Source organism: Pseudomonas sp. LS-2 (assembly GCF_003605735.1).
GTDB lineage: Bacteria > Pseudomonadota > Gammaproteobacteria > Pseudomonadales > Pseudomonadaceae > Aquipseudomonas.
In genome coordinates this window covers 163,759-189,444 of record NZ_QXTJ01000008.1, presented here as the reverse complement: position 1 = coordinate 189,444, position 25,686 = coordinate 163,759, and the positions used below count along the sequence as shown (strand labels likewise).

Annotated in this window: 19 protein-coding genes and 2 pseudogenes; 8 read left to right on the top strand and 13 right to left on the bottom strand. The window is 60.9% G+C overall.

The window, feature by feature from the left end:
* Positions 1-9: 9 nt before the first annotated feature.
* The 3 genes and pseudogenes from D3M70_RS05150 to D3M70_RS05145 form a co-directional block, all read left to right on the top strand.
* Positions 10-1,462, top strand: a pseudogene (locus D3M70_RS05150) (TonB-dependent receptor); the annotation flags it as partial.
* An 18-nt stretch (positions 1,463-1,480) separates the two neighbouring features.
* The gene (locus D3M70_RS32255; protein WP_256659728.1) at positions 1,481-2,080 is read left to right on the top strand and encodes a TonB-dependent receptor domain-containing protein; all 600 of its coding nucleotides are present in this window, start codon (positions 1,481-1,483) and stop codon (positions 2,078-2,080) included.
* Positions 2,080-3,180, top strand: coding sequence for an ABC transporter substrate-binding protein (locus D3M70_RS05145; protein ID WP_256659717.1), 1,101 nt, complete (start codon positions 2,080-2,082; stop codon positions 3,178-3,180). Before D3M70_RS32255 ends, D3M70_RS05145 begins: the two co-directional genes overlap by 1 nt.
* 230 nt (positions 3,181-3,410) lie before the next feature.
* On the opposite strand, the gene D3M70_RS05140 is transcribed toward D3M70_RS05145, so the two are convergent.
* Positions 3,411-5,774: a DNA polymerase II gene (locus tag D3M70_RS05140; RefSeq protein ID WP_120124824.1), complete on the bottom strand. Its 2,364-nt coding sequence runs from the start codon at positions 5,772-5,774 to the stop codon at positions 3,411-3,413.
* Between the two features lie 176 nt (positions 5,775-5,950).
* Between D3M70_RS05140 and D3M70_RS05135 the strand changes: the two genes are divergently transcribed.
* Positions 5,951-7,186 (top strand): M20/M25/M40 family metallo-hydrolase, encoded by a 1,236-nt coding sequence (locus D3M70_RS05135; RefSeq protein ID WP_120124823.1) that lies wholly within the window; start codon positions 5,951-5,953, stop codon positions 7,184-7,186.
* Between the two features lie 542 nt (positions 7,187-7,728).
* Here the strand turns inward: D3M70_RS05135 and D3M70_RS05130 are convergent.
* Entirely contained in the window at positions 7,729-8,970 is a 1,242-nt protein-coding gene (locus tag D3M70_RS05130) for an aspartate aminotransferase family protein (RefSeq protein WP_120124822.1), read from the bottom strand.
* A gap of 98 nt (positions 8,971-9,068) precedes the next feature.
* Here D3M70_RS05130 and D3M70_RS05125 point away from each other — a divergent pair, with 98 nt between their 5' ends.
* A complete protein-coding gene (locus D3M70_RS05125; RefSeq protein WP_120124821.1) occupies positions 9,069-9,971 on the top strand; it encodes a LysR family transcriptional regulator in 903 nt (300 codons plus the stop codon).
* A 142-nt stretch (positions 9,972-10,113) separates the two neighbouring features.
* Positions 10,114-11,130, top strand: a complete 1,017-nt coding sequence (locus D3M70_RS05120) for a zinc-dependent alcohol dehydrogenase family protein (RefSeq protein WP_120124820.1) — start codon at positions 10,114-10,116, stop codon at positions 11,128-11,130.
* Positions 11,131-11,160: 30 nt separating this feature from the next.
* On the opposite strand, the gene D3M70_RS05115 is transcribed toward D3M70_RS05120, so the two are convergent.
* The gene (locus tag D3M70_RS05115; RefSeq protein ID WP_120124819.1) at positions 11,161-11,475 is read right to left on the bottom strand and encodes a class I SAM-dependent methyltransferase; all 315 of its coding nucleotides are present in this window, start codon (positions 11,473-11,475) and stop codon (positions 11,161-11,163) included.
* A gap of 410 nt (positions 11,476-11,885) precedes the next feature.
* Between D3M70_RS05115 and D3M70_RS05110 the strand changes: the two genes are divergently transcribed.
* Positions 11,886-12,572 carry a helix-turn-helix transcriptional regulator gene (locus D3M70_RS05110; RefSeq protein ID WP_133306435.1) on the top strand — a complete coding sequence of 229 codons (687 nt, stop codon included), beginning with the start codon at positions 11,886-11,888 and terminating at the stop codon, positions 12,570-12,572.
* Here the strand turns inward: D3M70_RS05110 and D3M70_RS05105 are convergent.
* From D3M70_RS05105 to D3M70_RS05070, 8 genes and pseudogenes are all read right to left on the bottom strand, one after another.
* Positions 12,545-13,393, bottom strand: a complete 849-nt coding sequence (locus D3M70_RS05105) for a fumarylacetoacetate hydrolase family protein (RefSeq protein ID WP_120124817.1) — start codon at positions 13,391-13,393, stop codon at positions 12,545-12,547. The two genes, D3M70_RS05110 and D3M70_RS05105, sit on opposite strands and share 28 nt — an antisense overlap.
* Positions 13,394-13,459: 66 nt before the next feature.
* Complete coding sequence (locus tag D3M70_RS05100) at positions 13,460-14,794, bottom strand: cytochrome c (RefSeq protein WP_120124816.1); 1,335 nt, start codon at positions 14,792-14,794, stop codon at positions 13,460-13,462.
* Positions 14,791-16,560, bottom strand: a complete 1,770-nt coding sequence (locus tag D3M70_RS05095; RefSeq protein WP_120124815.1) for a GMC family oxidoreductase — start codon at positions 16,558-16,560, stop codon at positions 14,791-14,793. Before D3M70_RS05095 ends, D3M70_RS05100 begins: the two co-directional genes overlap by 4 nt.
* 2 nt (positions 16,561-16,562) lie before the next feature.
* Positions 16,563-17,276, bottom strand: coding sequence for a gluconate 2-dehydrogenase subunit 3 family protein (locus D3M70_RS05090; RefSeq protein ID WP_120124814.1), 714 nt, complete (start codon positions 17,274-17,276; stop codon positions 16,563-16,565).
* 45 nt (positions 17,277-17,321) lie between these two features.
* Positions 17,322-18,302, bottom strand: coding sequence for an MBL fold metallo-hydrolase (locus tag D3M70_RS05085; RefSeq protein WP_120124813.1), 981 nt, complete (start codon positions 18,300-18,302; stop codon positions 17,322-17,324).
* Between the two features lie 200 nt (positions 18,303-18,502).
* Positions 18,503-19,322: pseudogene (locus tag D3M70_RS05080) on the bottom strand (alpha/beta fold hydrolase).
* A gap of 196 nt (positions 19,323-19,518) precedes the next feature.
* Positions 19,519-20,373: an alpha/beta fold hydrolase gene (locus tag D3M70_RS05075; protein ID WP_120124812.1), complete on the bottom strand. Its 855-nt coding sequence runs from the start codon at positions 20,371-20,373 to the stop codon at positions 19,519-19,521.
* A gap of 58 nt (positions 20,374-20,431) precedes the next feature.
* A complete protein-coding gene (locus D3M70_RS05070) occupies positions 20,432-21,364 on the bottom strand; it encodes an AEC family transporter (protein ID WP_120124811.1) in 933 nt (310 codons plus the stop codon).
* 465 nt (positions 21,365-21,829) lie between these two features.
* On the opposite strand from D3M70_RS05070, the gene D3M70_RS05065 reads away from it, so the two are divergent.
* Entirely contained in the window at positions 21,830-22,093 is a 264-nt protein-coding gene (locus D3M70_RS05065; RefSeq protein WP_120124810.1) for a DUF2790 domain-containing protein, read from the top strand.
* A 123-nt stretch (positions 22,094-22,216) separates the two neighbouring features.
* On the opposite strand, the gene D3M70_RS05060 is transcribed toward D3M70_RS05065, so the two are convergent.
* Both D3M70_RS05060 and D3M70_RS05055 read right to left on the bottom strand, forming a co-directional pair.
* On the bottom strand, positions 22,217-24,160 hold the full coding sequence (locus D3M70_RS05060) for a bifunctional diguanylate cyclase/phosphodiesterase (RefSeq protein WP_120124958.1): 1,944 nt from the start codon (positions 24,158-24,160) through the stop codon (positions 22,217-22,219).
* A 229-nt stretch (positions 24,161-24,389) separates the two neighbouring features.
* Positions 24,390-25,679: a GMC family oxidoreductase gene (locus D3M70_RS05055; protein ID WP_256659716.1), complete on the bottom strand. Its 1,290-nt coding sequence runs from the start codon at positions 25,677-25,679 to the stop codon at positions 24,390-24,392.
* Positions 25,680-25,686: the final 7 nt, after the last annotated feature.

Genomic DNA, 25,686 nt, shown 5'->3' with positions numbered 1-25,686 from the left:
CGTTTTTCCATGAACCGCAAGCTTGCATCCCGTCTGGCGTTCGCGCCGCTCCTGCTCGGCAGCGCCGTTCGACTGGCCTATGCCGCCGAGGTCAACCTGGCGCCCATCGATGTGGACGCCGAGGCGTCCATCGCCCAACAGGCGCAAGACAAATCCGCCACGCTTGGCCCGATGGGTCAGCGGCGTTTGCTGGACACCCCGTACTCCGTCAGCGTGATGTCACGGGACTTGATCGACAGTCAGCAGCTCAAGAGTTTCAAGGACATCATCCGCTACCTGCCTTCGGTGCAGGCCGATGGCGCACGGCCCCAAACCCGAGGCCTGCAGGGCAGCGTGGTGCAGAACAGCCGGCTCGATGGCCTCAACGTCGTCTCGACCACCGATTATCCTGCCGAACAACTGGGGGGCGTCGAAGTGCTCAGTGGTCTGTCCGGCTCGCTGTACGGACCGGCCAACCCCGCAGGGACGTTCAATCTGCTGTCCAGGCGGCCCACGGATTTCACCCGAAACCGTGTCACGCTGGGTGTCGGCACCGGCCTAAGCTGGTTGAAAACCGCCGACCTGAGTGGCCCGTTCGACCCCGACGGCAAGATCAAATACCGCCTCAATCTGGCTGACGAACAAGGTCACGGCTACGCCCCCGGCAGCACGTTGCGCCGTCAACTGGTGAGCCTGGCGACGGACGTTCAGATCAGCGACGACAGCGTTATCGAGACCAACTTCAGCCACTACAACTATCTTTCCAAGGGCCTGCCGGGCAAATTCGCCGTGGCATCCGGCGTGACCCTGCCCCATGCGCCCGACCCGACGCGCAGCAATCTGGGCCAGAACCATGCAGGTGACAACAACACCACCGACACCGCCAGCGCCCACTTCAAGCACGATTTCGACGGCAACTGGAAACTCGACGTCGGCGCCCTGCGGCAGATAGCGGATCGAGAATCGACCGCCGTCACCAACACCCTGATCAACAACAGCGGCAGCTACCGCACCTCGGTCTCCAGCGCCACTGCCAGCCGCTTCACCATCAACAGCTACCTGGCCAATCTCAACGGCAGCGTGTACACCGGCCCGATCCGGCACGACCTGACTTTCGGTCTCACCGGGTTCGACTGGGACAACTACAACCCGGTGGCCGGCAGCACGCAGACCCTGGGCAGCGCATCCCTGAGCAATCCGGCCAGCTTCGCCGAACCCGACTATCCGGACTTCACTCATCGCTATCATTCGGCCAACGCGAAACAGCGCTCGTTCATCGTCGGCGACACCCTGACCTTCACACCGCAATGGAGCCTGATGCTCAGCGGCAGCCAAAGCCGTCTCTCGGCCGACAACTACACCCTCGCCGGCGCACATACCTCGTCCGAAGACGCCGGGATCAGCACCGCCAGCAGCCTGATCTACAAACCCGTCGATGACCTGACGCTGTACCTGACCTACGCCGACAGCCTGCAACAGGGCGNCGCCGTATCGCAGCCGCATGTGGGAGCTGGGCAGCAAGTGGGTGGTCAGCGGGGTGAACCTGTCGCTGGCCGCCTTTCAGATCAAACGCCCCTTCGCCTACACCCAGCCCGACAACATTTATGCCGTAGCGGGGAACCAGCGCAATCGCGGGCTGGAATTCCTCGCCGATGGCAACGTGACGCAGAATCTCAAGATGTATGGCGGGGTGACCTGGCTCGATCCCAAGTTGCTGGACACCGGCAACGCCAGCACCGAAGACACGCGCATCGTCGGACTGTCGCGGGTGACCGCCAGCCTGTTGACCGAGTACCGCATCGATCAGGTGCCGGGCCTGGCGGTGAGCCTCAATGCACGCTACGTCGGCCCTCGCCCCGTCGATGACAGCAACGACCACTGGGTCGGCAGCTACGAGACCTTTGACATCGGCGCCAGTTACACCACCCGACTGTTGAAGCGCGACACCGTGTACCGGCTGGAAATGACCAACGTCGGCAACGAGCATGACTGGACCAACATCGTCCCCGGCGGATTGAACGGTTACACCGGCGCCGGGCAAGCGAGCGCGACGCCTGCCGCGCCGCGCATGCTGCAAGCCTCGATTCAGGTGGACCTGTGATGGGCGTTGCGAAGCACCGCCGCGGTTGTCACGTCGTTGCGGGGCTGCTGATGTTATGGGCCGGCGTGGCCCTGGCGGGAACGCAGGCGGCGACTACCCCTCAAGGCTCGACCGGCGAGACGTCTGCTGCGCTGCAAGTGGTCGATGACAGCGGTAAAACCGTCAGCGTTCCTGCCCGTCCCCTGCGCATCGCTGACGCCTGGTATGCGCACCATGTGTTGCTGATGACCCTCGGCGCCGGGGGACGCATTGTCGCGACCGTCAATCATCCGCAAAGCCAGCCGTGGATGTTCAAGGTGCTGCCGAGCCTGACGAAGGCGACCGGTGTCAATGGCACCGCCTTCAACGTCGAGACGTTGCTTGGCGATGGCGTCGATCTGGTGTTCACCTCCAACGGGGATCGGCAGGCGGTTGCCTATGAACAGGTCGGGCTGCCCGTCATGCGCATGGGCTACACGACACTGCCGGGGCTTGAGCAGTCGATGCTCGCCACCGCCAGGGCTCTGGGCGGCGAGGACGTGATGCAGCGTGCTCATGCCTATAACGATTACCTCGAAGAACAACTGGCTGACGTCGGCAAGCGCGTCGCAGCCGTGGACGAAGAACGACGGCCACGGGTGCTGCACATCGCCTCGGTCAATCCGCTGAAAGTGGACGGCAGCGACACCCTGATCAATGACTGGATCAACATCGCAGGGGGGCGCAACGCAGCAACGGGGCTCAAAGGCAATTTGCAGAACGTTTCCGCCGAGCAGTTGCTGGCATGGCAGCCGGACGTGCTGATTCTGGCGGCCAACGCCGGGGACTTGAAACAGGCCGCCCAGGCGCAACTGCTCAGCCAGTTGACCGCCGTGCGCGAAGGCCGCGTGCTGCGAAATCCTGCCGGGGTCTTCCCGTGGGATCGCTACGGTACGGAAGTGGCATTGCAGATCGTGTGGGCCGCGCAACAGCTGCATCCGTCGCGTTTTCAGGACGTGGACATGACCAAAAAAACCATCGAGTTCTACCGACGCTTCTTCGACTACCCGCTCAATGACCAAGACGCCAGACGCATCCTCGCGGGCCTGGCGCCCATCGACCAGCATCACAAGCCTGAATGAACGCATCCACCGGGTTTGCTGCCGGTACCCGGCAGATCGCCGACAAGTCGGGCTCCCACGCCCTCCGGGCAGAATCAGAAATCAATGTGTCCAACACTGTAGCTTCTGCCGAAGGCGTGGGAGGTCGCCGGGGTGACGCTCCACCTTGTCGGCGATCTGGCGCGCAGCGGCGGCCATTCTGCGACTGAGATCTGCCTGCTATGACGACGTGGCTGACACCCTCCAGGGATTCAGAACAACCCCATCTGCCCGCCAATCAAGGTGCTGAAGTCATCCTGTACGAACGGCAGGATCGCGTCGGCAATCGGCTGCAGTTGTCGGCTGATGTAGTGGTCGTAGTCGATGGCGGCGCTGCGCACTTCCAATGGCTCGGGGCCCCCGACGGTGATCACGTAGCTGATCCATCCTCGGTTCTGGTATTGCAGCGGACGTCCGTGCTTGAGGTTGTACTCGTCCGCGATGCGCGCGGCGCGAACGTGGGGCGGGACGTTGCGCTCGTAATCGTCCAGCGGACGGCGCAGGCGCTTGCGGTAGATCAACTGATCGTCCATCTCGCCCGCCAGGGTGCGACGCACGTAATCACGCACGTAATCCTGATACGGGCGGCGATTGAAGATGCGCAGGTAGAGTTCCTGTTGAAACGCCTGTGCCAGTGGCGACCAGTCGGTGCGCACCACTTCCAGGCCCTTGTAGACCATTTCGTCCTCGCCATTGGCGCGGGTGACGAGCCCGGCATAGCGCTTCTTGCTGCCCTCTTCCGCGCCGCGAATGGTCGGCATGAGAAAGCGCTTGAAGTGGGTTTCGAATTGCAATTCCAGCGCACTGTCCAGACCGAACGCGTCACGCAGATGGTTGCGCCACCAGTCATTGACGCCCGCGACCAGCGCCTTGCCGATCTGCGCCGCTTCTTCCTGACCGTGGGGCCGTTTGAGCCAGACGAAGGTCGAGTCCGTGTCGCCGTAGATCACCTCGTAACCCTGCGCTTCGATGAGCTTGCGGGTCTGGCGCATGATCTGGTGACCGCGCAGGGTGATCGACGACGCCAGCCGCGTGTCGAAGAACCGACATCCGCTGGAACCCAGCACGCCATAGAATGCATTCATGATGATTTTCAGGGCCTGGGACAGCGGCGCGTTCCCCTCGCGCTTGGCAACCTCCCGCCCCTCGGCCACCCTTGCAACGATGGACGGCAGACAGTGCCGGGTCCGGGAAAAGCGCGCCCCCCGAAAGCCTTCCACCGAGTCCCGATCATCGGGGTGTTCCAGGCCTTCGATCAACCCTACGGGGTCGATGAGGAAGCTGCGGATTATCGACGGATACAGGCTCTTGTAGTCCAGCACCAGCACCGACTCGTACAGACCGGGCCGCGAATCCATGACGAACCCGCCAGGACTGGCTTCGGGCATGCGCTCACCGAGATTCGGCGCGACGAAACCCTGGCGGTGCATCAACGGCATGTACAGGTGCTCGAACGCTGCCACTGACCCACCGCTGCGGTCGGCAGGCAGTCCGGTGACGGTCGCCCGTTCGAGCAGGAACGTCAGCAATTGGGTCTTCTCGAAGATCCGCGTGACCAGTTCGCAGTCCTTGAGGTTGTAGCGCGCCAGTGCGGGCTTGTCCTCGGCGAACATGCGGTTGATTTCGTCCATGCGCTGGTACGGATTGTCGATCGCCTTTCCCTCGCCGAGCAGCGTCTGCGCGACGTTTTCCAGGCTGAACGAAGGGAAGCTCCAGGTCGCCGAGCGCAAGCCCTCGATGCCGTCGATGATCAGCCGCCCCGCCGCCGAGGCGAAGAAATGGTTGTTGCGCGCACCGTGCTCACGCCACAGCATCACCTCCCCACCACGTCCCAGACGCAGGGGCACGTTCAGCCTTCGGGAGTGCTCGTGAAGCACGCGCAGGTCGAACTGCACCACGTTCCAGCCGATGATCGCGTCAGGATCGTGCAGCGCCAGCCACTCGTTGAGTTTCTCCAGCAAGGCCACGCGGCTGTCGCAGTAGTCAAACTTGAAATCCACTTGGGACGCGTCGCCATTGGCCGGGCCGAGCATGTACACCTGACGCTCGCCGCAGCCTTCCAGCGCTATTGAATACAGCTCGCCGCGCTCGGTGGTTTCGATGTCCAGCGACACCAGTCTGAGCGTGGGGCGATAGTCGGGCGCGGGCTTCATTTGCGCCTCCAGCAACCGGCCGCTGGCATCCTCGGTGCCGCTGAACTGCACGGGCGCGGTGATGAAACGCTCCATCAGGTAACGCTCGGGCGGTCGGACATCGGCTTCATAGACATCGACACTGGCCCGGCGCAGGTCTTTCTCCAGATTCATCAACTGGCGGTGTTGGCGGGTGTACAGCCCCAGAACGGAACGATGGCGAAAATCACACAGCGCCAGGGGTTTGAGCTCGACGTGCTTTTCGCTGCGCAGCACCGCTTCCGCTCGCTCGCGATGTTGCGCGGGGATGAACGCCACGGAGGTCTGGTACGGCAAGCGCAGGCAACGGGGGCCATCGTCTGTCGCCAACCAGAATTCGACCTCCGTGCCCGCGTCGGTGTCGCGCCAATGCCGGGTCAGGACAAAGCCCTGCTGTAAATCCACCTGTGCAACCTCGAAAACTGTCTTTCAGGGGTGGGATTCTACGGTGATCACTGGCGGAAAGCGCGCAAACCGCTGGCCCATGATGCTCGGCACTCGTTCAAAGCCGAGCGCACGGGGAACAATGCACGCCCACCGGCTATCAGAAGATCACTCGCACACTTTCTGAGGGATCCAGCATGCTCGTTCGACGTACCTCTCTGGCGGCTGCCGTCGCCGCCTCCCTGCTCTGCTCCATGGCCTTCGCCGCTGAACTGCCGCCCGATCAACTGCTGAAAAAGGCCGAAGCCGAGCAGAAGTCTTATCTGGCCACGGTCAAGCAACTGGTGGACATCGACACCGGCACTGGCCAGGCCCCGGGATTGAAGACGGTCAGCGCGGTGCTGGTGGAACGCCTGAAGGCGCTGGGCGCAACCGTTGAAACGACGCCGGCGACACCTTCGGCAGGCAACAACATCGTCGGCACGATCAAGGGCACTGGCAGCAAGTCCTTTCTGTTGATGATTCACTACGACACGGTCTTCGGGCCTGGCACGGCAGCCAAACGTCCGTTCCGGGTCGATGGCGAGCATGCGTACGGGCCGGGCGTGGCCGATGCCAAGGGGGGCGTTGCGATGGTATTGCATTCGCTCAAGCTGTTGCAGGATCAGAAGTTCAAGGACTTCGGGACCATCACCGTGCTGTTCAATCCGGACGAAGAAACGGGGTCGGCAGGCTCGAAGAAGATCATCGCCGACCTGGCGCGCCAGCATGACTACGTGTTCTCGTACGAGCCACCGGACAAGGATGCAGTGACCGTCGCCACCAATGGCATCAACGGGGTGTTCGTCGATGTGAAAGGCAAATCGTCCCACGCAGGATCGGCCCCGGAAGCCGGGCGCAATGCGGCGATGGAACTGGCCCATCAACTGGTTCAGCTCAAGGATCTGGGTGATCAGGCCAAAGGCACCACTGTGAACTGGACGCTGATCAAGGGTGGCGAGAAACGCAATATCATTCCGTCCAGCGCAGCGGCCGAGGGCGACATGCGCTACTCGGACCTGAGCGAAACCGACCGCGTTCTCGCCGATGGTCAGCGCATCGTGCAGAACAAATTGATCGACGGCACCGAGGTCACCTTCCGTCTCGACAAGGGCCGCCCGCCACTGGTCAAGAACCCCGCCAGCGAAGATCTCGCGAAAACCGCACAGGCCCTGTACGGCAAGATCGGCCGAAACATCGAGCCGATCGCGATGCGCTTCGGTACTGATGCCGGCTACGCATACGTCCCCGACAGCCAGAAACCCGCCGTGCTCGAAACCATGGGCGTGGTCGGTGCCGGCCTTCACGCCGAAGACGAATACGCAGACCTGTCGAGCATCGCGCCAAGGCTTTACCTGACGGTGGCGATGATCATGCAGTTGTCGGCGAAGTAGCGGCGTCCCACCTGTAGGAGCCGGCTTGCTGGCGAATGCGGAAGGTCTGTCACATTGACGTCGACTGACCCACCGCAATCGCGGGCAAGCGCGCTCCTACAATGTTTTGGCTCAATTCAGAAGCCCGGTAGGCCACAAGCTGCGGTATTGCAGGACACGCCTAACGGCTTCTGCCCGGAGGGCGTGGGAGCCACCGGGGTGGCGCTCCACCTTGTCGGCGATCTGCCGCGCAGCGGCAGCAAAACCTGAGGATGCGGTGTGCCTGATGCACCGAGGTGGCTGATCTTACTGCCGGTGCCCGGCAGATCGCCGACAAGGTGGAGCGCCACCCCGGCGGTCTCCCACGCCTTCGGCAGAAGCGGGATTGCGGTGTGGTGCGAGCTTTTGATTCTGGCCGAAGGTTGTGGGGAGCCGGCGGCAGCGTTGTTGACATTACCACCGCCGGCAAACGGAACGCCGCCCTGCCGGACTGCTACAGGGCGGTGCAGATATTGTGGCGTCCCGAAATGCTGAGGTGAGCTCCCACCGTTGGGGCTGAATATTCATCTCGTATTTCGGGCTGAAACGAATTCGGTAGCTGCACGGCTCAGATTCGCGACGTAGGGCAGTGCGATGTTGCTTAACGCCCCGACCACGCCGCTGACAATCCTTTCCACATCCGCCTCATCAATGATCAACGGCGGCAGCAGGCGGATGGTCTGGCCGCGGGTGACGTTGATCAACACGCCATGGTCCTGCGCCGCCTTCAGGCACAGGTCGCGGACCGGACGGTTCAGTTCGATGCCGATCATCAGACCCAGGCCGCGGATCTGCCGTACGTCCGGATGCCCGGCCAGCGCCTCACGCAGGCGAACGAGCAGGCGCTCACCCTGTGCTGCGGCGTTGTTCAACACACCTTGCTGTTCGACGATGTCGAGCACTGTGCAGCCCACGCGACACGCCAGCGGGTTGCCGCCGAAGGTGCTGCCGTGGCTGCCGGGGGTGAACAGCCGGGCCACGCCCGCCGAGGCCAGGCAGGCGCCAATCGGGATGCCGTTGCCCAATGCCTTGGCGAGGGTCATGACGTCCGGCACGATGCCCTCGTGCTGGAACGCGAACCAGCGCCCGGTGCGGCCGATACCGGTCTGGATCTCGTCGAGGATCATCAGCCAGCCGTTGTTGCTGCAATGGGCGCGCAACGCCTTCAGGTAACCCGGCGGCGGCAGCGTGACCCCGCCCTCGCCCTGTATCGGCTCCAGCATCACCGCGACGATGCGCTCGCCATGCGCCCGGGCAGCTTGTCTGATGGCGTCCATGTCACCGAACGGCACTTTGACGAACTCCCCGGACATCGGCTGATAACCCAGCCGCACCGCACCGTTGTCACTGGCCGACAGCGTGCCAAGGGTGCGCCCGTGAAAAGCGTTCTCCATCACCAGCACTAGCGGCTGTTCGATGCCTTTGGCCCAGCCATACAGACGCGCCAGCTTGAGCGCGGTTTCGTTGGCCTCGGCGCCGGAGTTGTTGAAGAACACCTGCTCCAGCCCGGACAGCCGCGTGAGCCTGGCCGCCAGACGCTGTTGCCAGTCGATGCGGTAATGATTGGAGGTATGCAGCAAGAGCCCGGCCTGCTCGCTGATCGCCGAAACGATCCACGGGTGACTGTGGCCGACATTGGTTACGGCGACACCGGCGACAGCGTCCAGATACTGACGGCCGCTGTCATCCCAGAGTCGCGCGCCCTGGCCTCTGACAAAACTCAGCGGAAGGGGTTTGTAGGTGTTCATCAGGCAGGCGGCGGTCATGTCGATTGCTCCATCACGGTGGGTGAGGCCAGTATCGTTAACCGCTTTTGCTGTATAAAGATCGACTTCCTTGAGTGACTTTAAAGCTGGGATTGATAATGGACGTGTTTCAGGCCATGGCCGTGTTCGTCAAGGTGGTGGAAAGCGGCAGCATGACCGCTGCCGCCAGGCAGTGTGAAATGTCCACCACCATGGTCGGCAATCACCTCAAGGCGCTGGAGCAACGACTGGGCGTCAGCCTGCTGCAACGCACCACGCGCCGGCAGAACCTCACCGAGTTCGGCACGCAGTATTACCGCCGTTGCGTGGAGGTGCTGGCCCTGGTGAACGACGCTGAACGGATGGCCGAACAGGCGCAGACCCAGCCCAGCGGCACCCTGCGCATTACCGCCCCGCCAGCGTTCGGCGCCGAACGGCTGTCACCGATGCTCAGTGATTTCATTCAGCGCTATCCCGAGATCAAGGTCGAAGTGGTGCTGAGCAATCAACTGATGGACCTGGTGGAGCACGGCTTCGATGCGGCGATTCGGCTGGGTGTCCCCGAAACCTCGGGATTGATCGCACGGCCGCTGAACGACTACACGCTGACCATCTGCGCCTCACAGGACTACCTGAAACGTCGCGGTACGCCAATGCGCGCCGAAGACCTTGGCGACCACAACTGCCTGGCGTTCGCCTATCCTGCAGGCGATGACTGGCGCGCCGCCGACAAGCTATGGAAGCTCACGGGGCCGGAAGGCGTGATGGAGATTCCGGTGTCTGGCTCGATCATCGTCAACAGCTCGCCCGCCCTGCGCCAAGCGGCGCTGACCGGAATGGGCATTGCGATGCTGCCCGATGTGCTGGTCAGCGAGGATTTGCAGTCCGGCCGACTGGTGCCGTTGCTGCGGGACTACCAACCGCCCAGCCGCCCCATGTGGTTGATGTACCCGCAGGATCGTTATCGGTTGCCCAAGGTCCGGCATTTCGTGGAATGCGCATTGGCCGCGTGGGGTAAATGACCCACTCTCGACGCGCCGCACCGGGAGTTCCGCAAAACCGAATTGATAACGGGCATGTCGGGTATCGACAGACAGAAATAGTGTGAAACCCCTGGCGCCGATAGAGTCATTACAACCCTAATCAAATGAGTCGAGGTTGGAAATGTCCCGCGCCATCAAATTTCATCGCTTCGGCAAGGCCGATGTGCTCAGTTGCGAGGAGCAGCCTGATCGGTCCCCCGGTCCACAGGAAGTGCTGGTTCGTGCCCAGGCCATCGGTATCAGCTGGGACGACGTGTTGTGGCGCCAGAACCTTGGCCTGAGCACCGTGCAGTTGCCCGCCGGTATCGGCAGCGAAATGGCCGGTATCGTCGAGGCGGTCGGTGCCGGTGTCACCGATCTGCAAGTGGGCGACAAGGTCGCCAGCTTCAAGGCCATGAGCGCCAACGATTACCCGGTCTGCGGCGATCACGTGCTGGTGCCGCGCAATGCCCTGACCCGCTACCCGGACGCACTGACGCCGGTCGAGGCCAGCGTCCATTACACGCCGATGTTGCTGGCTTACTTCGCGTTCGCCGACCTGGCTAAAGTGCAGCCCGGCGATACGGTGCTGGTGACCGACGCCGCCTACAACCCCGGCATCGCCTTCGTGCAACTGGGCAAGGCGCTGGGCCTGCGCGTCATCGCCGCGACCCAGCATGCCGAGGATCGCGAATACCTGCTGGCCAACGGCGCCGAGCGGGTGATCGTCACCGACGAAGACGACATTTGTCTGCGCATCGACGCACTGACCAAAGGCCAGGGTATCGACGCGGTGTTCGACGGCTTCGGCGGCATGCAGATGTCGATGCTCGGCGATGTGTTGAAACCGCGTGGCAGCCTGGTGCTGTACGGCCTGCGCGGTGGCAACAAGACGCCGTTCCCGGCCTTGCAGGCGTTCAAGAAGAACATGCGTTTCTATGTGCACTGTCTGGACAACTTCACCGGTAAACCGGAGCTGGGTATCGAACAGGACGGGGCGGCGATGCAACGTGCGCTGGACACCATCAACGAGCTGACCGACAAGGGCCTGCTCAAGCCGGATATCCATCGCACCTGGCCCTTCGAGCAATTCGGCAAGGCGCACAACCATCTGGATGAAGATGCCGTGCGCGGCCGCGTGGTACTGATGGTGCGTTGAGTCGCCGTTGCCTGAGGCTGACCGAATCGATCAGCGGGTGATCAGGCCTTGGCGGGCAACGCGTGTCAGTTGCCGGATGACGGCTTCGGCTTGCCCGGCAGAGGGCGCCTGGATCACGGCGAGGTCGAATTGATCGGTCGCGAAACGCTCGAGGGTGTCGCTGGCATCGATGAACTGGATGAGGAAGGCATGGGGACCGTTCTGGCGACGGGGCCAGCCATCCAGATAACGCAGCAGCGTCGGCTGATGGGAACCGCCCAGCAGGATCTTTGGATTGCGACGATGGAATTGACTGGCGATCGGGGCCAGACGAACGAGGGGGCGCGGGTTGCAGGTGGTGCTCATAGTGTCGTTTCTCTGCCTCAGTGTTCCGCTGGGCAGCGGTGAGAGGCAACACCGAACCAGCGCTTTAGCGGTATTTCGACGGCGTTTTCACGACATCAGGCGCCCCGCAAGTAGCTGTTTAAATCGGCGCATGAGCGGCATCCTAGAGAAGCGGCGTAGGCATTGTCAATTCGTGTGTCGATACATCCTCATCACCCCTCCTCCTCTACAGCTTCACCCCCTTGAAGCCCACTACCGTGAAGCGCGTGCAGATGCATTTTTGCATCACAGGCATGACGATGTTCTGCGCTCATTTATTCAAGTCACCCGATAAGATGAACCCGGCTTCCAGCCATGGAAGTGACCTCGCAGACGCAACGGCAGTCGGCCGCAAGCCACCCCGACGTCGCTGAATCAACGGTTCTCGAACTTTGCAGTTTCAAGTTGCCGAGGGGCATGAGTTTTCATGTCGCCCATTGCGCCTGCCCGGTTTTTTTTCGAATCACGCTTTTCGAATCACGCTTTTCGAATCACTGCGTCGAATCACTTATAGGGGTATGACTGTCATGAATGGATTGTTTGAAGAAAGTCCCGCGCTGACTTCTGAAACGTACAAGTTGATCAAATCGATCAGTCGCGTCATGGCGGTCAATGCGCCCTCCGGTTATCAGTTGGTACTGGAAGCGCAGCTGCGGGCGGGCCTCATCGCGTTGAACCTGCATAAACCCAACCCGCGCTTTTTGCGTAAACCCCAGTCCTTGCCGCACTGGAAAGAAAAGCTCGCCAAGGAACTTCTGCTCTCGGGCATGTGCAGGAACATCGCCATCGAAGAAGTGGCCAGGGCCTGCTCGTTGTCGCGCAGTCACTTCTCGCGAGCGTTCAAGTTCAGCACTGGGGTATCACCCAAGGACTGGGCCAACACCATGAGAATGAAACGCGCACAGGAACTCATGGGTGACCCGTCCAAATCGATATCGGACATCAGCCTGGAACTGGGCTTCTCGGACCAATCACATTTCTCCCGCACCTTTGCACGGCACTTTGGGGCGTCGCCCAAAGCCTGGCGCAGCAAATCTGCATCGGCAACGGATCAGTCTTCCCAGCCATTGATCTGTTGACGCTGATTGCCCAGCCCTTCTATACCGGCCGTCACCACATCTCCCGGTTTGAGAAAGACCGGTGGCTTGTGCCCCAAACCGACGCCTGCAGGCGTGCCCGTGATGATCAGGTCACCGGCTTCAAGTTCATAGAAGCGTGAAAGGTAGCTCACCACCTGGGCCACGTTGAACACCAGGTTACGGGTATTGCCGTCCTGATAACGGTGTCCGTTGACCTCCAGCCAGATCGACAAGGCGCCGACATCGGCGATCTCATCCGGCGTGACCAGCCACGGCCCGACGGGCGCAAAGCCGGGGAAGCTTTTGCCTTTGGTCCATTGCCCTGCCCGCTCCATCTGGTAAGAGCGCTCGGAAAGATCGTTGACGACACAGAAGCCGGCGATGTGCGCAAGCGCCTCCGACGCCTCGATGTACAGCCCGCCGCGGCCGATGACGATGCCGAGTTCAACTTCCCAGTCGCCCTTCTCGGCACCTCGCGGCAACGTGACCGGATCGTACGCACCGGTCGGCCGACAGCCTTTCATGAAAACGGTGGGTTCGGTGGGCAACGGAAGGTTCACTTCCGCGGCATGGTCGGTGTAGTTGAGGCCGATGCAGATGATTTTGCCGATGCGAGCAACAGGTGGGCCCAGGCGCACGTTTTCATCCGGCACCACCGGCAGCGACTGGATATCGAGCGCGGCCAGTTTCGCCAGGGTTTGGGCAGACAACGTTTCAGGGCCGATGTCGTGTACATGGCTGGAGAGATCGCGCAGCACGCCCTCGTTGTCCACCAACGCCGGACGTTCACTGCCCTGCGCGCCATACCTCACAAGTTTCATAGCCATTCTCCGTGGGTGTATTGAGCCAGATTTCCGAACGTGCTCGATGCAAGAACGTCGGGGTGATCACTTTGACAACCGGGCCTCAACCGCGCCTGCAGGCAGAGCCCCGCGCGCGCCGTTCAAGGTGTCGGTGGATAACGTGGAGCGAACGCTGGATACCGCCTCGGCCGTGACGTTCGTCCCGGTATTGCCCCATGCCTGACGAATGAAGGTGGTCACGGCTGCCACTTCCTCATCGGACAGCCGCCAGCCAAAAGCGGGCATGGTGTATGCCGTGACGGCCTGTTCAGTCGCCGGCACGGTGTGGCCGATAAGGACGATGCGGATGATCGAGTCGGCCGCAGGATCGGACAGTACAGTGTTGCGCGCCAGACCCGGAAAGGTCTGCGCGTAGCCCATGCCGTCACTGCGGTGGCACGCCATGCAGTTGTCCGCATAGACCCGGCCGCCGAGGTTCTCGACCTTGAGATCGTGGAGCTTGCTGGCGGTGTCATCCGTTGTTGTGGCGAGTGGTTTTTCGTTCGGGTCTCCCGCCGGCAGCGACTTCAAGTAATGCGCGATGGCACGCAGATCGGGCTCCGACAGGTGCTGCAGACTGTGCACCACGACGTCGCTCATCCCGCCGAACACCGCCGTGTGATCGTTGCGGCCGGTCTGCAGAAACGCAACGATGTCCTGCTCGGTCCATCGGCCAAGGCCTGTCACAGAACTGCCGCGCAGGTCCTTGGCGATCCAGCCCTCAATGGGCGCACCGCCGGACAGGAACCGGCCGCTGGCGTCATCGCTCAGGGCTTTTTCCTGCAAGGTCACGGCGCGTGGCGTGTGGCAGGTGCCGCAATGGCCGAGGCCTTCGACCAGGTACGCGCCACGGTCACGCAACGGATCATCGCCTTTGAGCGGCACGACACTGGACACCTGTGGCGCGAACATCCAGCGCCAATAGGCAAGCGGCCAGCGGATCGACAGCGGCCAGGGAATATCCACGGCTCTGTTCGGCTGACTGACCGCGGCCACCCCTGACTGGAAGTAGGCGTAGAGCGCACGCATGTCTTCATCGCTGACGCGGGCATAAGACGGAAACGGCATCGCCGGGTACAGCGTGGAACCGTCCTTGCGAATGCCCTGGCGCACGGCCTTGTCGAAATCTTCGAAGGCGTATGAACCTATCCCCGTCTTGATATCCGGCGTGATGTTGGTCGAATAGATCATGCCGATGGGCGTTTCCAGCGGCAGACCGCCGGCGAAGGGTTTGCCGCCTTTGACGGTGTGGCATGCCACGCAATCGCCGGCCTGCGCGACGTACTCGCCCTTGGCGATCAACGCCGGATCGGCCGTTGCGCCCCACGCGGTCAGGCTCGCGCTGATACTCAGCGCTGCCACGAGCGTCTTCGTTCTCATGCCTGCACCATGGGGCCGGGGTTTTTCAGGTAGAGCTTCTTGATGTGGTCGACGGACCAGTAGGTCAGCGCGGCCACCAGCCCGGTCGGGTTGTAGCCAATGTTCTGCGGAAAGGCACAGGCCCCCATGACGAACAGATTGTGAACATCCCATGACTGCAGATAGCGATTCACCACGCTGTTGGCCGGCGAATCGCCCATGATCGCCCCGCCGGTGGTGTGAGTGCTCTGGTAGGCGCGGGTGTCGAAATGCGAGCCGGACTTGCGCAAGTTGACCTGGACCTCCCCGCTGATGGCCTTGCCGATCTGCGTCGCACCGTCGATGGCGTGCCGGATCATGGCGAACTCGTTTTCGTGCCAGTCGAAGGTCATGCGCAGCAACGGCTGGCCGTGGGAATCCTTGTAGGTGGGATCCAGACTCAGGTAGGTGTCTCTGTAGGACATGACCGTGCCCTGGGCATAGATGGGCAACGTGCGCTGGTAGTCGTTCTGGACGCTGGCTTTCCAGCCCTCGCCCCAGTTCGGGCCGTCCTTGAGCGGTTTGCTTTGCCCGATGGGCCGTCCTCCGGTGCGCAGGTGATAGACACTCGCGCCCCCGATGAAGCCCAGCGGGCCATGGTCGAAGTTATCGCCGTTGAAATCGTCAATCGCGGTCCCTGCCGCGCCGGCGCCGATATAGGGGTTGAGCTGCGTGCCCTGGGGTAAAAGCACGTTCACGCTGCTGTTCATGTGGTAGGCGTAGTTTTTCCCGACGACGCCCTCGCCGGACACCGGGTCGTAGGGCCGCCCGATGTTGGAAAGCAGCAGCAGGCGCACGTTGTGCATCTGAAACGCACACAGGATCACCATTTTTGCCGGCTGAAAGACTTCGCGTCCCTGGGGGTCCAGGTACGTGACGCCCGTGGCGACTTTACCGGTCGAGTCGGTTTCGACCCTGAGCACGTGGGAACGGGGTTTGAGGGTGAAGTTTTTCTTCTGCGTCAGCGCCGGAAGGATGGACGTCTGCGGTGAAGCCTTGGAATACATGTAACAGCCATAGCCTTCGCAGAAGCCGCAGAAATTGCACGGCCCCAGACGCACGCCGTATTGATTGGTGTAGGGCGCCGAGGCATTGGCGGCCGGCACGGGAAATGAGGCATACCCCAGCGCGTCGGCCGCTTTGCCGAACACCTGCGCGCCATAGATCGACTTCAACGCGGGCAGCGGGTATTCAGCGCTGCGAGGGGCCTCCCAGCGGTTGCCGCCGGCGAGAATGCTGTTCCTGATGTTCCCGGCCTTCCCCGACACAGCCGCCACGTCTTCCCACTGAGCGAAGTACGGTTCCAGCTCCTCGTAGGTGACGGGATAATCCTGAATCGTCATGTCCCTTGAGATGAACGAGGCGCCATAACGCTCCCGGTAGTGGGAGTGCAGGCGCAGGTCCGCGGTAAAAGCGCGCCAGGACATACCGTTCCAGTGAAACCCGGCGCCGCCCACGCCGTTGCCCAGCAGGAATGCGCCGTGCTGACGGTACGGGACGGCGGTTTCTTTCACCGAGTGGCGTATCGTCACGGTTTCTTTCGACAGGTCCTGAAGCAGCTTGCCGCGCGTGCTGTATGCCAGTTCGTCGATGATGTTCGGGTAATTGGCCGTTGTCGCGGTGTCCTGCATCTCTCCGCGTTCCAGCGCGACGACCTCCAGACCTGCATTGGCCAGCTCCATCGCCATGATCGCGCCGGTCCAGCCAAACCCGACGATGACAACGTCTACTTCCGAGAGAGTGGTCATGGTCAGGCCCTCTGTCCGTCAATCGACACGGCGCCCAGCGGGTAGTGTTCGTTGGGATGATCTACCCAGTCCATGTAGTCGGCCCGCGCCCCCGGAAAGCCGATCATTCGCCACCCCGCCATTTTTCGGTTCCCGCCGTACAGCGGATCGGCGAAATACCCTTCCTTGGTGGTCTTCAACAGTTGCGCGAAGAACAGCGCGCTGCTCAGTTCATTCATCGCAACATTGCCCGCTTCCAGTTGATGGAGGATCTGAATCTGCGTGTCGGCAGGCACCTGGGCGAAGACCTTTGCATGGGTGCTGATGCACCAGTCATCGCAGGCCTTGATGCCGAAGCGGTAGATCTCTCGAGGGGTCAGTTTTTGCTGGTAGCCCAGTTCGGCCGGCAGGTCACTGAGAAACGGACCCTGCATGTACCAGAGCAGGCCATAGGCGTAGGGGGTTTCCATCTGACGGTCGATGAACTCGGGAATCCCGCAGGCCACGGCGCCAGGCCCCAGTTCATCCTGCGGAATGAGCCGCTCGGTCGCCGCATTGATGAAGGCCCATTCCGCGCTGGAAAAGAACCGGGGCGCATAGCGTTCACCCGCGTGTTTATCTTCAGCGCCGCCTTCGGCGGGAGTGGACGAGAAGACCGTTTGCGGCGCCAGGGTCACTGCCGGAATCAGTACAAGACCGGACTTTAGAAAATGGCGTCTGGAAGCACTATCTGACATGGATGCGAACCCCTGTAATGAGCGGCAGGCCGTCGTTGATATCGATCACTTCAAGTACGGAACGTGAGCGGCTCGTTGATACGGGCCGTACATCACTGGAACCCAGTTGAAGGTTTTGCCATCGCCGGTCACGTGGCCCATGCCTGGAAACGGGAGGTGCGCCGCAGCCAGCCACTCGCCGTTTTTTGCCAGCGCGCTGAACTCGTCTTCCCGTGCCTTGATGGCTTCAGCGGGATCGGTGTCGAAACGGATGGCCACTTCAGGGTGAGCGAACTGCACCGCAGCGTTATGAATCAGGTCGCCAATGAAGGTGATCGCGGCGCCGTCGGAGGTGAAGCGGTACATCGTGCTGGCGGGTGTGTGGCCTGCCCCGCTGCGGGTTTGAACCTCGGGCAACGGCGACTGCGGCGCAACGAACGTCTTGAACGTCCCGGCAGCCCGATAGGGCGCCAGCGAGTGCGTCGCGATATCGAAATATTCTTTGGCCTGTTCCGGCGCTTGCGCCTTGTGCGCAGGGTCGAGCCAGTAATCGGCCTCGGCCTTGGAGGCGTAGACAGTGGCGTTGGTGAAGAGGGCTTTGCCGTCGGGATCGACCAGACCACAGACGTGATCCAGATGCAGGTGGGTCAGCAGCACCGTATCGACCTGTTCAGCCGTGTAGCCTGCGGCGATGATGTTCGGCACCAGTTGCCCGGCCGTTTCAGGGACGCAATGACCGGCGCCGCTGTCGACCAGGATCAGATGGGTTCCGGTGTTGATCAGGAACGCATTGAAGGCAGTCGGAAGTTTATCCCCGCTGATCGATTCGCGGGACAACAGTGCGCGTATCTTTTCTTTTGACAGGCCTTTCAAAAGGCCCGCCGATAAATCGTTATAACCGTCAAACAGCGCAGTGACTTCATATTCTCCGACGGCCAGACGGTAATAACCCGGCACTTGCTGACGAACTTGTTGCGGGGCCTGAGCATGCACTACGGTCGCTGCAAGAAACACACTGCCGATCGCCATCTGACGTAAAAGACTCATGATTTTCTCCTGCTTGAATAAGCACAAAACATAATGGAACCTATGCGCGCGGGTCTTGCATCAACGTGCGGGTGCATTCACCGCACAGAGAGACCAGAGCACGCGAAACAGTTTAAAAACTTCGTAAAAAAGCCCATCGAACCAAGGGGCCGATGGGCAAAGGGAACGACTGTTTAGTGGCGCTCGTTTCCAGCGAACGATCAGCTGTTAACGAAAGCCAGCAGATCTTCATTCAATTGATCGGCATGGGTGACGGTGAACCCGTGAGGTGCACCCTCGTAGACTTTTAGCGTCGCGCCTTTGATCAGTTCAGCGGCATATTTGCCGGTCGTTTCGAGCGGCACCACCTGATCGCCACTGCCGTGGATGACCAGGGTCGGCACGTCGATCTTCGCCATGTCTTCACGAAAATCCGTTTCGGAAAACGCGGTGACGCAATCGACGGTGCCTTTGAACGACGCCAGAAGCGCGTTGTTGAGGGTTTGGGCAAAGACGCCGTCCGAGACCACCTGACCCTGGTTGGAGCCATAGAACATGGGGCCGAAATCCGCGATGAACTGCGCGCGATCCTTCAGCAGACCCGCACGAATGCCGCTGAACACATCCAGTGGCACGCCCTTCTCGAAACCATTGACCTGACCGAAGATCGGCGTCACGGCACCCAGCAGCACCAGTCTGGAAACCCTGGAACTGCCATGCCGTGCGATGTAACGGGACACATCCCCGCCGCCCATCGAAAAGCCGACCAGTGTCACGTCCTGCAGGTCCAGATGCTCGATCAACTGCGCAATATCGTCGGCGAAGGTGTCGTAGTCATATCCATTCCAGGGCTGGCTGGAACGCCCGAAACCCCGTCGGTCGAACGCAATGGTTCGATAGCCGCGACTGCTCAGGTAGTTCATCTGGTATTCCCACGAATCGGCATTCAACGGCCAGCCGTGACTGAACAACACCGGTCGACCTTCGGCCCCAATCCTTGAAGTAAAGATCGGTGCCGTCTTTCAGCGATAAATAAGACATTGCAAAGCTCCTGAAGTGTGCAGATTTCAAATCACGTAAAAGAGATCGAGAATGACAACACCTTAAGTCCGGCGCTGAACAACAAATAGAACATCGGTGCTGTGTCGCTGCTGTAGAAAGGATTCAAATCGGAGTTAGTTGCACTAAAAAGAGACTGACCTGCGCCGTAGTGCAAGCCAGCCCTGACTGCCGAGTGTCAGCCTTTCCAGCCGTCCAGAAACTTCAACAGCAAGTCGTTGACGATTTCAGGCTGTTCTTCCTGTGGCAAGTGACCACTTTGAGGAATGGCATGGGCTTGCAGATCGTCAGCCATCTCCGACCAGATCTTCTTCATGTCGAACAGGCGCCCGACCGCATGAAAGTCAGCGCCCCACAGCGACATCACCGGGCAGGCGATTTTAACGTCTGCGTCTTCGAGATCCTGAGCGACGTCGGTCGGGTTGGCCCGGTAGTCGAGCATCGCCCCACGCACCGCGCCAGGGGCGCGATAGGCCCGTACATAGTGGTCGAACGCCTCACCGGAAATCGTCGTAGGGTCGTAGCACCAGTCGGAGAAGAAATAGCGCAGCCACTTGTCTTCCTTGCCTTCAATCAGTGCTTCCGGCAGGTCCGGCACCAGGTGGAACAAAAAGAACCAGTAAGACTTGGCAATCGCCGCATTGAGGTCGCGGGCAACGATACGCGTCGGCACGTTGTCCATGACCACCAGGCGATCGACCAGATGCGGATAATCTTTGGCGAAACGGGTGGCAACACGGGCACCCCGATCATGGCCGACCAGGGAAATCTTGCCGATGCCCAGTTCTTCAAGCAGCCCGAGCAGGTCCTTGGCCATGTTGCGCTTGTCGTAACCGGTCGACGGTTTGTCGGTTTCGCCGTAACCACGAAGATCGGGGGCGATTACCCGGTAATGTTTCGACAGCACGGGGATCTGGTTGCGCCAGGCGTAGTTGGTTTCCGGGAAACCATGCAGCAGGACGACAGGCGCACCCTCCCCCTCTTCGACGACGAACTGGCGGATACCGTTGGCTTGAATCGTATAGCGCTTCACGTTGTCACCTCTTTGTGTGCAGGAGAGTCAGGTTGATCAAAAGCCGGATGGGCTCGCTTCACTGGGCAAACAGCGTGATCAGGGCGGCAATCGAGAGCATCGAGAGCACCGTGGTCACCAGCACCGTACCGGCCGTGATGCTCGCGTCGCGGCCGTACAGGTTGGCCAGCATGTAGGGACCGGTTCCGGTGGGCAGCGCTGAAACCACCACGGCAATCGCCGTAAGCTGAGGCGAAAGGTTGAACACGAATCGCGCAGCGACCCAGGTCAACGACGGTTGGGCGATCAGCTTCAACGCGACGATGCTCGACAGCCGCGACCACTGGATCGCAAATTTCGCGTCGGCGATGAACACGCCCAGCGACACCAGCGCACAGGGGCTTGCCGCACTCGCCAGCAAGCTCAGGAAGCGGTTGGGACCCGCCGGCACCGGCGGCATGAATTCGGCGTAGAGCACGCCCAACAGCGGGGCCAGCAACAAGGGATTTTTCAGCATGGACACGCTCACCCGCTTCAGCGCCTTGAGCACCCCGCCGCTGCCCGACAGCGATATTTCGACGAAAAACACCGAGATGCCGAACAGTATCGTGACCGTGATGATGGCGGTGATCGTGACCAGCGGCAGGCTCTCAGGGCCGAAAGCCGCCGCGCACAAAGGGAATCCGATGAACCCGACGTTGGCGTAACTGCCGTTGAGGGCGTCCAGGCTGGCGTCGGCCAGGTGCGATGACTGCCATGCCCGGATCAGCACGGTCGCGGCAAAGATGAGCCCGCACCCCAGACTGAACGCCGCCGTGAATCCGGGTTGATGAAGCTGCTTCCAGTCGGCTTCCGCCATGATCTGAAACAGTAACGCCGGCATCCCGAGATAGACCACAAAGTGATTCATTTCCGAGGCGGCCGTTGCGCCCAGAAAGTTGAACCTGCGCGCCAGCCATCCCGCACCCACCAGTGCAAATATCGGAATAACGACATTAAACAGAACGTCCATTGACCCGCTCCAGACAGTTGCACGGTGATGTTTCTATCGGCGAACGGTTGCCCGCACGGCATGTCCAGCCCGCGCTGAATACCGCTTTAGAGAAAAGCCTCACGTTGCGAACAACCGAAAAATAAAGTCGGCTTATAAAGAACAGACAGGCCTGATTTTAAACTTACCTGATCGACAACAGGTGAAGGCAAACAGTGCGCATCGGCAAGCGTTGCCACAGTAAACATCAGACCCTGTGTCAGGGGATTGAAGAAATGTGCGGCAAGTTAGAACACATTTCGCCTAAGGCTGGCTGGGCGCGGGCAGCCCTCGTGGCAGGCGGCCCATCATCAATAAAAGGCATGACAGATAGTGTTCCAAGCGATTTCTCGACGTGGGAATGATCCGGTGTAATGGCCTCACCGAAACAGATAACCCCGTAACGAATCAACCACTAACACGCCATCTTCAAACAGAGAGAGCATCATGAAAAAGACTATCTTCGCCGCTGTAATAATGTCGGTCGCCAGCGTAAACGCGTTCGCCGCAGCCCCCGATAAAGATCAGACCTCGGCTGTCGTGGACTACCACTACGGACAACAACTTGATATCGCCAAGTTGGAATCGCTGAAAAAATCCAGCACTCAAGATGATGTCGCTTCGGTGATCATGGTTTACCAAGACCACAGCGGCCAGACTCACCAAGTGAGATTTCTTGAAGAAAGTTACAAGGCCAACAGCAACGGTTAACCCACGCCCGCCCCGACAGCCTGACGATCTGGAGGCAGTGATTTGAATCTACAGGCGATAACACCGCGCTGACGAGAAATCCATCGACGGATTCCTCGTCAGAGGTCGTGCTGTGACTTCTGCTCAATCAACAGCCACGCAACCGGTTTGCGCCAACCAGTGGATCGTCTGCGCAAGCGGCATGGGCCTGGAGATGAGATAGCCCTGCACAAGCGCGCAGCCCAACCCTTTGAGCACCTGCAACTCCTCCTCTCGCTCCACCCCTTCACTCACACACTCCAGTTCCATGTCGGCGCTCAGCGCCAGCAGGGATTTGACGATTTTGTAGCTCGCCGGATTGTGTTCGATACGACTGATAAAGGTACGGTCGATCTTGAGTTTGGTCAGCGACAACGCGTGAAGCTGGCTCAGGCTCGAATAGCCGGTCCCGAAATCGTCCAGCGAAATGCCACAGCCCAGCGCGCGAAAGGCGTTGATGGCGTTCTTCGCCTGATCCAGATCCTGAATGACCGCCGTCTCGGTGATCTCGAAGTCCAGCCGGCGCGGCTGAAAACCACTGCACTGGATGACGTCGATGATTTTGTTCACGGCCTCCTTCGACCCGCAATCACGGGCCGAAAGATTGAACGAAAGCCGCACCTCGTACGGCCAGGACCGCGCGCCGGCCAGGGCTTTCCTGAGCAACGGCAGGGTCAGCCGATTGATGAAGCCGATGCGCTCGGCGACCGGAATGAACTGACCGGGCGCCACGGGGCCCAGATCCGGGCTGACCCAGCGCGCCAGTGCTTCGAACGCCACGGTGCGCCCGGTCTGGATATTGACGATGGGCTGAAAGACCAGATCGAACTCCTCGACAATGTTGGCCCGGCGCAACCCTTGCTCGGTGGCACCATCGCGCTTGAGGTCCCGATAGTGCGCCGCCGAAAAAAGGCACAGGGCTCCGGCACCCGCGCGCTTGCTGTCATACAAGGCGTAGTCGGCGAATTCATAGGCTTCCACCGCATCACCGGCCATGTCGGGGTATACCACCATCCCCAGGGACGCGCTGATCGCGATCTGAATGTCACCGATCACAAAGGGTTCGCGCAGCGCCTCGCCGATCCCCTCCCCCACTGCGATCAGGGCCTGGTCCGAATCGACGTGCCGGATGAGCAGCCCGAACTCGTCACCGCCCAACCGCGCCAGTTGCAGATCGTTGCGCACGAATCGCAACAGTCGCTGACCCACTTGAAACAGCAGCTTGTCTCCCACGCTGTGCCCATAGACATCGTTCACCGGCTTGAAGCCGTCCAGATCGATGAGCCCTACGGCAAGCTTCGCGCCTTCATCTCGGGCCTCTGCCAGCGCGCCATCGAGCAACGCAAAAAACTGCCGACGGTTGGGCAGCCCGGTCAGGCTGTCTTCGTTGGCAAGCCGCCGGTTCTCATCGCTGAGTTCTTCGGAACGGGCCTGGGTGTTCACCAGCCGGGTGAAGTCCTGGTAGTGATCGTGCAACACCAGAATCATTGCCGCCGAGACCAGCAGAACGTTAATCGCCATCGCGGTGTAGGTGGGATTGCCCGCGGCAAGAAAGAAAGCCACGAACGCCAGATTGACCACTGCCGTCGTGGTCAGCGCAGCGGAACGCAAATGCATCAGACAAAAGATGCAGGCGATGACGGTGATCGCCATGTAAAACGCGACATGGGAACGGGTGTAGCTGTCGCCGTAGGGAAACAGCGCCAGCGCCCAGACGGTAAAGCTCAGGGCAATGAAAAACGCCAGCCGGCTGGTGCGCGTCAGGGTTTTGAAAACCAGCTCCGGTGTCGCCGGAACATGCCGCAGGCGCCACCACATCAGAGCCCGCGCACTGCCCAGCACGGTCAGTGCAGCCGGTATGTAGACGGCGAGCCAGCGCGGGGCAATCGCATAGTGCGTGGCGGCCAGCGCCAAGGTGTTGATCAGCAGGATGGCGTACATGATCGGCAGTTGCCTGGACAGCGCGATGTATTGCGCCTTGAGCAATCGGGGATTGTCGCGCTGTACCGTGAGCAGCGACTTCAGGCGATCAAATAAAGCAGTTTTCATGGGTTGAGGCTCTAGCGCTTGCAAAATCATCCAGAATGCTGCGCGTCGCAGCATATAAAGCGCGTGTTCACGCTTGCTTGATGAATCGGCCAGCGCTGGCGTTTCTGGATAGACCGTTCGTAGGTTCGCCTGACTGAACGCTACGGCCTGCGTGGCCTTCAGCGTTTTGCAGCCATGAAAAAACCCGCCGAAGCGGGTTTTCTTGTCTGCATTGCCGATCTTGCGGCGATCAGACTTCCTTGAGCAACACATCGGCGATGCGAATGCTCAGGGCCGCCCCCGTCAGTGTCGGGTTCACACAGGAAGACGATGGCATGACGCTCGTCCCGGCGATGAACAGGTTCGGGTGATCGTGGGTGCGGCAATCACGGTCAACCACCGAATCCTTCGGATCGTCGCCCATGATGGTGGTGCCCATGATGTGCTGACGGTTCTGGAAACCCACGTCGGTGCTCAGGATGTCGGCATCGAGCAGCTTGGCGAACTGCTTGAAGTCTTCCAGGGCTTTCTCTTTGCCTGCATGCCAGTAGTCGGGAACGCTGTAGTAGATCTCCGGCACCGGCAGGCCGATGGCATCGAACTTGGTCTTGCTCGGCGTGACCCGGTTTTCCGGCAGCGGCAAGGTTTCGAAGTCCACCGCCCAGTTCAGCGAGCGCGCCGATTGCAGGCGAATCTGCTCGTCGAGCTTGGAGCCCAGCACGCCCTTGCCGATCAGGTTGGAGGTGATCTGCGAGGTCGGCACGGTGTTGCGCACCTTGATCTTGTAACCCGGATAGTCTTTGCGGAACGCCCCGTCGCGGCTGTTGAGATAGACCAGCAACTGCGTCGGCCCTTCGCCTGGCCACATGTCTTCCTTGGTCATCACGTTCATGCTGATGCCGGTGTGATCCATGAGGTTGCGACCAACCTGATCCGAGGAGTTGGCGATGCCGTTGGGGTATTTGTCGGAAGTCGACATCAGCAACAGCTTCGGCGACTCGATGCCATAGGCGGCGAGCACGAAATAACGTGCGGTCAGTTTGTGTTGCGATTTATCCGGGCGCATGTACCAGATGGCCGTGATCTTGCCGTCATCGCCGGCTTCGACCTTGTACACGACCGAGTTCTCCAGCACCTTGGCGCCATGTCGCTCGGCTTCGTCGATGTGCATCGAGCCATCGTACTTGGCGGCAATCGGGCACACCGGGTTGCAGTTGTTGTTGCCCGCGCAAGGAGGACGCTTGCCGTAGGGACGGGTCGCACGGCCGTTGGGCTCCAGAATCGGGTTGTACCCGCCCTTGCTGAGCATTTCCGAAAGGCGCTTGAACATGTAGCTCGGCTTCAGGCCCTCCATCGGGTAAGGGATCGAGCGTGGCGGATAGGCCTGGCCGCCCTGCCCGCTTTCGTCCTGACCATCGACCCCGGACACGCCCAGCTCGGTTTCTGCCCGAGCGTAGAACGGTTCCAGTTCGTCGTAGCTGATCGGCCAGTCACGGCCGCGACCGTACAGCGACTTGAGGCGAAAGTCGTTGGGCAGCATGCGCCAC

Bases quoted from the DNA above. Each gene is read 5' to 3' on its own strand.
- D3M70_RS32255 (WP_256659728.1), top strand. From the start codon at position 1,481: ATGTGGGAGCTGGGCAGCAAGTGGGTGGTCAGCGGGGTGAACCTGTCG.
- D3M70_RS05055 (WP_256659716.1), bottom strand. From the start codon at position 25,679: ATGCTGCCCAACGACTTTCGCCTCAAGTCGCTGTACGGTCGCGGCCGT.
- D3M70_RS05085 (WP_120124813.1), bottom strand. From the start codon at position 18,302: ATGAGTCTTTTACGTCAGATGGCGATCGGCAGTGTGTTTCTTGCAGCG.
- D3M70_RS05070 (WP_120124811.1), bottom strand. From the start codon at position 21,364: ATGGACGTTCTGTTTAATGTCGTTATTCCGATATTTGCACTGGTGGGT.
- D3M70_RS05115 (WP_120124819.1), bottom strand. From the start codon at position 11,475: ATGAGCACCACCTGCAACCCGCGCCCCCTCGTTCGTCTGGCCCCGATC.
- D3M70_RS05130 (WP_120124822.1), bottom strand. From the start codon at position 8,970: ATGACCGCCGCCTGCCTGATGAACACCTACAAACCCCTTCCGCTGAGT.
- D3M70_RS05065 (WP_120124810.1), top strand. From the start codon at position 21,830: ATGAAAAAGACTATCTTCGCCGCTGTAATAATGTCGGTCGCCAGCGTA.
- D3M70_RS05125 (WP_120124821.1), top strand. From the start codon at position 9,069: ATGGACGTGTTTCAGGCCATGGCCGTGTTCGTCAAGGTGGTGGAAAGC.
- D3M70_RS05135 (WP_120124823.1), top strand. From the start codon at position 5,951: ATGCTCGTTCGACGTACCTCTCTGGCGGCTGCCGTCGCCGCCTCCCTG.
- D3M70_RS05090 (WP_120124814.1), bottom strand. From the start codon at position 17,276: ATGTCAGATAGTGCTTCCAGACGCCATTTTCTAAAGTCCGGTCTTGTA.
- D3M70_RS05145 (WP_256659717.1), top strand. From the start codon at position 2,080: ATGGGCGTTGCGAAGCACCGCCGCGGTTGTCACGTCGTTGCGGGGCTG.
- D3M70_RS05060 (WP_120124958.1), bottom strand. From the start codon at position 24,160: ATGAAAACTGCTTTATTTGATCGCCTGAAGTCGCTGCTCACGGTACAG.
- D3M70_RS05120 (WP_120124820.1), top strand. From the start codon at position 10,114: ATGTCCCGCGCCATCAAATTTCATCGCTTCGGCAAGGCCGATGTGCTC.
- D3M70_RS05105 (WP_120124817.1), bottom strand. From the start codon at position 13,393: ATGAAACTTGTGAGGTATGGCGCGCAGGGCAGTGAACGTCCGGCGTTG.
- D3M70_RS05095 (WP_120124815.1), bottom strand. From the start codon at position 16,560: ATGACCACTCTCTCGGAAGTAGACGTTGTCATCGTCGGGTTTGGCTGG.
- D3M70_RS05100 (WP_120124816.1), bottom strand. From the start codon at position 14,794: ATGAGAACGAAGACGCTCGTGGCAGCGCTGAGTATCAGCGCGAGCCTG.